This window comes from Sphingobacterium sp. HSC-15S19, from assembly GCF_050433745.1.
In the GTDB taxonomy this organism is placed as follows: Bacteria; Bacteroidota; Bacteroidia; order Sphingobacteriales; family Sphingobacteriaceae; genus Sphingobacterium; species Sphingobacterium siyangense.
In genome coordinates this window covers 22,172-29,094 of record NZ_JBNPWQ010000055.1, presented here as the reverse complement: position 1 = coordinate 29,094, position 6,923 = coordinate 22,172, and the positions used below count along the sequence as shown (strand labels likewise).

At 39.2% G+C, this 6,923-nt stretch carries 7 protein-coding genes; all 7 read right to left on the bottom strand.

Annotated elements, in window-relative coordinates:
- Positions 1-120: 120 nt before the first annotated feature.
- The 7 genes from L1283_RS26965 to L1283_RS26935 all read right to left on the bottom strand — a co-directional run bounded on the left by L1283_RS26965 (position 121) and on the right by L1283_RS26935 (position 6,726).
- Positions 121-669 (bottom strand): ATP-binding protein, encoded by a 549-nt coding sequence (locus L1283_RS26965; protein ID WP_286849000.1) that lies wholly within the window; start codon positions 667-669, stop codon positions 121-123.
- Positions 670-686: 17 nt separating this feature from the next.
- Entirely contained in the window at positions 687-1,529 is an 843-nt protein-coding gene (locus L1283_RS26960; protein ID WP_070569880.1) for an ATP cone domain-containing protein, read from the bottom strand.
- Between the two features lie 63 nt (positions 1,530-1,592).
- Positions 1,593-3,629, bottom strand: coding sequence for a heavy metal translocating P-type ATPase (locus L1283_RS26955; RefSeq protein ID WP_070569882.1), 2,037 nt, complete (start codon positions 3,627-3,629; stop codon positions 1,593-1,595).
- Between the two features lie 82 nt (positions 3,630-3,711).
- Positions 3,712-4,380, bottom strand: coding sequence for a hypothetical protein (locus L1283_RS26950; protein WP_070569886.1), 669 nt, complete (start codon positions 4,378-4,380; stop codon positions 3,712-3,714).
- 5 nt (positions 4,381-4,385) lie between these two features.
- Positions 4,386-5,360, bottom strand: coding sequence for a ferric iron reductase (locus tag L1283_RS26945; protein ID WP_070569888.1), 975 nt, complete (start codon positions 5,358-5,360; stop codon positions 4,386-4,388).
- Positions 5,347-5,811: an MgtC/SapB family protein gene (locus L1283_RS26940; protein WP_070569890.1), complete on the bottom strand. Its 465-nt coding sequence runs from the start codon at positions 5,809-5,811 to the stop codon at positions 5,347-5,349. The genes L1283_RS26945 and L1283_RS26940 overlap by 14 nt, the downstream gene beginning before the upstream one ends.
- A gap of 33 nt (positions 5,812-5,844) precedes the next feature.
- A complete protein-coding gene (locus L1283_RS26935; RefSeq protein ID WP_070569892.1) occupies positions 5,845-6,726 on the bottom strand; it encodes a bestrophin family protein in 882 nt (293 codons plus the stop codon).
- Positions 6,727-6,923 lie beyond the last annotated feature (197 nt).

The window sequence follows — 6,923 nt, the reverse complement described above, 5'->3', positions numbered from 1 at the left end:
TATGAAAGGGAATATTTTTGACAACCTAGTATATCGGATGATCTGCCATAAACCAGAACAATATAATATGATTATTGCTTAAAGGAATAGGTCAATCATTTAATTTAGACATTAAAAAAATTATAGGTTATTAAGGATAAATTTTACCCTTTGATCGGGAGGAAGGACAGGTACCTGGATGACCGGACATGGGAAGCGGGTGTAGACCTCAATAATCAAATTGTGAATTCTAATCTGATCCTGCTCGTCCTCTAGTCTTGCATAATCATTAATAAGAGGAAGACGGTCAAGAACAAAAACTTTCTGATAACAAAACCTCTTGCACATTGCAATAAGCCTTCGGTCATATTTCAGTCCAAGAAATTTGTAATAGGCCATAGCATCGGGAAGCGCTCTGTCTAAAAAAGCGATTTTATTAACATCCAGCGTTGATTCCTCCCTGATCTGAAGATTCAGTACTTCCATTTGGAATTGTTCTCTGTTGTTCTTTATCTCTTCGACTGTTCTGCCTTTAATTTTTTGTGTATCAATATAATGTCTTGCCTGTTCCGCAATAATTGCATATCCACGTTTTGCCAGAAGTTCTACGACGGTAGTTTTGCCGGTACAGGGTCCACCGGTAACTACATACCAATTTGTCTTGATCTCTTTATGGTTGATGGTATCCATTACTAATTCTATTTTTTTTATTCGCAAAGCATACGGCACTCATTAACCACTTCCAGGATATTCTCCGGTGTCAAGCCTATCCGGGTTAATATTTCCTGTTGTTGTAATAATGTGCTGCACACAATTATATCATTAGCCAACAGCACTTTTTTGTCCCTTTCCGTTAAGGAGATCAGGCAGGTTATGGGATACAGGCCGGAACGATCTATAAGGTCCTTCAGACCTTTATCTCTTGGATAATCCCATCCAACCAAAGACATTTTCATACATGTACCGTACTGAATTGCATCGTCAGAAAAGCGGCCATTGGTTACTATCCAGCTTTGATGGAACTGGGGACCGTGACAACCGCTATCTTGCCACTGTTTTTCGACATCGAGAAATCTTGATTGGATGTACAACGGAATTTTTACATCACTAACAAATCCTTGCCGATTATGGAACTTGCATTCTATCATAATATGATGATCATCTTTAGTCGCTATCACATCTATTTCGTGTTTTACACAATGCCCAGGAACAATTACTCCTGTTCGTGTGCTATATCCCATAGATTCTAATATCGCCGAGGTAAGTTTTTCAAAAGGGAAACCAGTAGGGCCCAGCGCCATAATCGCCTTTTTCAGGTTATACCTGGCCGAAGCAGGTTTTGCTATTTTTCTTAGCCATTTGAAAGCCGTCTTGTAAATATCCCGGGTAGCCATTCCATCGATAAGATTGTCCTGCACTTTTTGCAGAACAATCTCAACCTGCTGCGGAGCCGCTCCGGACCGGGACAGTGACTGTCTTAATTTATTACTGTCGAAAGCCACGCGCTGGCCTGAAGCTTTTAAGATGTAAATATCTTTGTCTTTTTGCATAAGCTCTTATCTTTAAACCTTTACACATGTTTTCATGCTTAAGGACAATTGTTGAATTGAAAGCTAAAACTTCATTCGCTGTATCCTAATGGCATTTAATATGGCAATCAATGATACGCCCACATCAGCAAAGACAGCCTCCCACATTGTAGCCAGACCGCCCGCACCTAAGATCAGAACAATACCTTTTACTACAAATGCCAGTGTTATATTCTGCCATACAATTTTCTTGGTTTTCTTACCGATATTGATGGCTATAGGGATCTTGGAGGGTTTGTCATCCTGAATGACTACATCCGCTGTTTCAATGGTCGCATCGCTTCCGAGCCCCCCCATGGCGATACCTACATCACTTAGTGCAACTACAGGGGCGTCGTTTACCCCGTCGCCCACAAAGGCTACAGTTTCACTTTTAGCTTTGATTTCTTTTACCCTGTTTACCTTATCTTCCGGTAACAGATCTCCGAATGCATTGTCAATTCCCAATTTATCGGCCACAAATTTGACAACCGTAGTTTTATCACCGCTTAACATGGTTACTTTCACATTGAGTTTGTGAAGCAGCTCGATAGTACGTTGAGAGTCTTCCTTGATACTGTCAGCAATGGTAATGTAGCCTACAAATTTTCCTTCGCTGGCAACTGCAATAGTCGTATAGACGATCGATGAGGGGTCAACATTGTAACTTATACCAAACTTATCCATCAATTTGAAATTGCCGACCAAAAGTTCCTTGCCACTTATTGTCGCTTTCAAACCATGTCCTGCTATCTCTTCTGTGTTTTCAAGCTTAATGGAGCTATCAATATCACCCACGTATTCGTGTATAGCCGTTGCAACAGGGTGCGTACTCAGACTTTCTACCGCGTTGACAAGTTTTAAGATTTCGTCTTTATTAAACTCGGGATTGAACATAACCTCCTGCACCTTAAAAACGCCTTCGGTCATTGTACCGGTCTTGTCCATCACAACATTCTGTATTGCAGCCATAGCATCGAGAAAGTTGCTTCCTTTGAAGAGAATACCATTACGACTGGCAGCGCCAATACCCCCAAAATATCCCAATGGTATAGAAATAACCAGTGCACAAGGGCATGAAATTACAAGGAAAACTAAGGCCCTATATAACCAATCATTGAATACATAATTGTCAACGAAGAAATAAGGAACAAGGCAAATTGCTACGGCCAAAAAAACCACGATGGGAGTGTACACTTTTGCAAACTTCCTGATAAATAATTCTGTCGGGGCTTTCTGGGAAGTAGCGTTTTGTACCAGCTCCAGTATTTTACTGAGTTTACTATCCGAATAAGCGGTAGTTACTCTAACACGGGCTACTGTATTCAGATTGATCATTCCGGCAAGCACCGTTTCTCCTTTATTCTTGGTATCTGGCTTGCTTTCGCCCGTGAGTGCTGCTGTATTAAAAGAAGCACTATCAGTAAGAAGTTCTCCGTCAAGTCCCAATTTTTCACCGGGTTTAAGCTGAATAATATCCTCAATCTGAGCTTCCTCCGCCTTGATCGTTTTTGCTCTTTCGTCTACAATAATAGTTACTTCGTCTGGTCGCTGGTCGAGCAATGCTTTAATGTTGCTTTGCGCCCTGGATACGGCAAGTGTTTGAAATACTTCACCTACTGCATAGAACAACATCACTGCTACTCCTTCGGGGTATTCTCCGATAAAAAATGCGCCAATCGTCGCAATACTCATCAAAAAAAACTCTGAGAATACTTCACCTTTCGAAATACTTTTAATAGCATCCTTTATAACTGGAAATCCCACGATTGCATAGGATACCAGATACCAAATAAACCTGACAGTACCTTTAAACCATTCCTGAGGCACCCAGTTGTCGAATGCAATTGCTAGAAGTAAAAGTAAGAGGGAGAGGATGGAAGGAAGGAACATTTTAATCGGACTTACGGTGGCATTACTGTGGTCATGACCATCATCATCACTATGACCATGGTCGTGTCCGTCATTTTTGTGATGTTCGTCTTTCACCAATTCTTTTGCGCCCGCTTCTGTATAGACCTTTTCGGTCTGTGTACAGCAAATCTGTTTGCCCAGGGCGTCGTATTTGTGTTTGTGTTCCATAATATTTTTTTAAGATGGTTTTTGTTTTATGATGTTAGACATCGATAAGATCGGTGCTGTTTTCATCTTTTATCTAACATACCTAATAGTATTTATTGTAAATAACATTGATCATCAAATTGCCCTTGCTATCTGATTCGGTCAGGTTTTTCAGAGCTTTTACTTCACTAATAAATGACGTATTGGAAAAATCACTTTCAATATTTTTAATAGTAAGTTTTTCAAGCGGAGCGTTTAGATTTTTGCTATAAAAATAGTAGGTGCGACTTGCGTATCTATAGCCTCCCCGTTCGTATTTAGAATAGATAATCAATCCGTTACTCCCAATAATTTTATGATAACCATAGGTCCCGAAAGTCGTCCCCTTATTAAAATAACGAAACAGATCATTACCTCTTTGATATCCCCATAAACTCCCATTCGGAAATTTACTTTTTTGCTGTCCATGCTTTAAAGTAAGCTTGTTGTAATAAACACTGAACTTGTTCTTTTTGCCTGTAAGACAGATGCTGTCAATAAATTTTCCTTCGCTGAACTCCCCATAGCTTTTATAGAGTTTTACATAATCCATACAATACTCCGAAGCTCTTGTTTGAGATTCAGCCCTTACCGGATTCAAAAAGTCTATAAGAAGTATTGTCAATACCACGATCTTGTACGCCAAAGCTTTCCCACCACCTAGTTCGAGAAGTTCGTCCCCGGTGTGTGGATAGCATAGATTTCCAATATGTACGCTACGTTTGAATTCCATAAGCTCTATTTTGAAAGATTTTCTAATACTCTATCATTTAAAAACTGATTAGTAATTTTATTCGCTTCAATTAATATACCTTCAATAGATGGTGCTTTCTTACCGATATATTCCCTCGCCCTTATTATAGCCTGGTCACTTTTTATGCCTTCGGTTTCCTTTACCGCTTGCGCCAAGGCGAGCAATCCGAGTCCTTTATCCTTTAAGATTCCCAATTGCTCGATCATCCAGCTGATCGCAAAAAAGCCAAATTTGGAGATTGCCAACGGTTTCATCTGTTTATCTTCCACAGCGGGAAGTTTGTTATAGCGGGAATCCAATACTGAATCTGTAAGATAGTTCTCGAAAATCAGCCTTTCCTCTTCAATGTCTATGAGTTCAATACATCCCTGAAGCGCCTGCGCATAAATACTTAACCAGCGCAACTTCCTTCGGAATTCATGGACACCCAACTCAACGTCTTTAAAAATAGCTTTGCCTTTCTTGTTATATTCCATGATCTTTTCAATCTCAGACCGATAAAATTTAACAAGACGCTTATGTTGTTCGTCTTTTTTTCGCCAATTCGTTTTTTTAAGATTTCTGCTGATCTTTTTTACTAGCTTTCCATTTAACCAGTTTTTACTTTTAAGTAAATTATTGAGGTTCTTAAAAGCTTTTTCTTCTTGCGCCGAGAAATAGGACCTGACATCTTCTGGAATGTTTTTATTGTTCGAAAACTCTATACCCAAGGCAACAAAATAATCCGCGCTTCCAAGTATATCTTCCAACTGCTTGAACTTTTCCCGCATCTTAATAAAACGTTTCCTTTTGGGCCCAGTTATGCTATATATTCTGGCTAAAGCTTCCAATTGAAATAATGGTGTTCTAAGGTTATTTTCAAAAAGGTAACGCCCTGGGTTTTCTTCTTTTTGAGCATCATTTAATAAAATGGTTACATTTTGAAGATGCAGATCGAATTGAATATTATTCTTTTTCATGATCACTGTTCTTATTGTTTGATAACTTTTTTAAAAATCTCCTGTACCATGCAAACTGATTGAAGGAGAAAATAAGTAGGGTAATGAGCGTCGCTGAAACTGCCAGAACAAACATATTTAGTGCTATTGCTATTCCAACAGCTGCGATTGCCCAAAGACCAGCAGCGGTAGTAAGACCTGTTGGCATACTTTTTTCATTATGAAAACCTATGCCTGCGCCAATAAAGCCTAATCCGGTAGCAATTGCGGCGAGCATCCTTGCGGTTGCAGATCTGTCTTCGGTCAGATGAGCAGCTACGGATACAAAAAGACAAGAGGCAACACAGATGCAGGCAAAAGTTCTTATGCCCATATTTTGCTGCTCCTTTTCCCTTTCAATACCCACAGCACCACCTAAAATGAGCGCGAGCAGCAATTTAGCCGAGAGTAAAAGTTCAAAATTGATATCCATGACATTTAATTGTTTCTATTATTTATCAATACTTTACATTTCATAGTAAGAATCGTTTTTAGACTTTACCGGAATATCTTTTTCTCCGATCATTTCCAACAGGTTAATCTCGATTGTCTGTGCAAGTGAGGTCATCGGCGTGTCTACAGGAGTATCCTCAAAAGGATCTTGCATAATGATTGCCGTTTTTTCTATAGCAATAAATAACGAGGGTATAAGAATAGTCATCATAATTTCAACAATAAGTTGGCCATCCTCCAATCCAAACGGTAAAATCGCCGCAAATACATAGATGAGCGTATGGACAAGCAGACTATATGATCGTGGGAAAACGGTGTTTTTTATGCGTTCGCACTTACCCATGCTATCACATAACCTTGCAATTGTTTCGTTCAATTGCACTTGTTGAATATGTGATATGTCCCCAGCGAATGCAAGTTCTTTAATCCTTTCCGAATGCTTGTCGAGTAACGCATTTGGAATATTTGCAGCATTAATTTGATGAATGTTTAAGTAAGCCTGAACTGATGGTGAGAATTGTTTTCTTCTAAGGGAATTGCCCAAAGCATAAGTCCAGATAATCTGTCTTTCAGCAAATTCCTTTGTTTCGTACTTAGGGGTATCGGGAGCATACTGAATGTACTGTCTTAAAAGGGTTCTGGAATCATTTACGATAGCCCCCCATATACTCCTTGCTTCCCACCAACGTTCATAGGATTGTGCTGTTCTAAAAGCAAGCAGTAAAGAAACTGCCGTTCCTACGAGTGCGGGAATACTTAAAGGAAGTGATACTTTTTTAAATGTCGGATGCATATCCAGCAATCCGATAGATATTGCAAAGACACAAATCAGCATGATCTGTATCTTGATTTCATTTACAAAGTACCAAATTGATATTTTCCGATTTAATAGCATGACGTAATATTGTGTGGTGTTTGAAATCAATCATTTTTTTTCTGTTACAATTACTTTATAATTTTATTGTTTAGTTCATTAGGCTCAATAACTATCCTTTTCGTTCATGAAATTGTCCAAGTGAAATGTATGGCGATGTACTGTTCAGCATGTACGCAACTTGTCCATGATAGGTATTATGACCAGAGGTGTTTTGG

Excerpts from the sequence above, each read along its gene's own strand:
- L1283_RS26940 (WP_070569890.1), bottom strand. The coding sequence starts at position 5,811 with ATGGATATCAATTTTGAACTTTTACTCTCGGCTAAATTGCTGCTCGCG.
- L1283_RS26945 (WP_070569888.1), bottom strand. The coding sequence starts at position 5,360 with ATGAAAAAGAATAATATTCAATTCGATCTGCATCTTCAAAATGTAACC.
- L1283_RS26955 (WP_070569882.1), bottom strand. The coding sequence starts at position 3,629 with ATGGAACACAAACACAAATACGACGCCCTGGGCAAACAGATTTGCTGT.
- L1283_RS26935 (WP_070569892.1), bottom strand. The coding sequence starts at position 6,726 with ATGCTATTAAATCGGAAAATATCAATTTGGTACTTTGTAAATGAAATC.
- L1283_RS26965 (WP_286849000.1), bottom strand. The coding sequence starts at position 669 with ATGGATACCATCAACCATAAAGAGATCAAGACAAATTGGTATGTAGTT.
- L1283_RS26960 (WP_070569880.1), bottom strand. The coding sequence starts at position 1,529 with ATGCAAAAAGACAAAGATATTTACATCTTAAAAGCTTCAGGCCAGCGC.
- L1283_RS26950 (WP_070569886.1), bottom strand. The coding sequence starts at position 4,380 with ATGGAATTCAAACGTAGCGTACATATTGGAAATCTATGCTATCCACAC.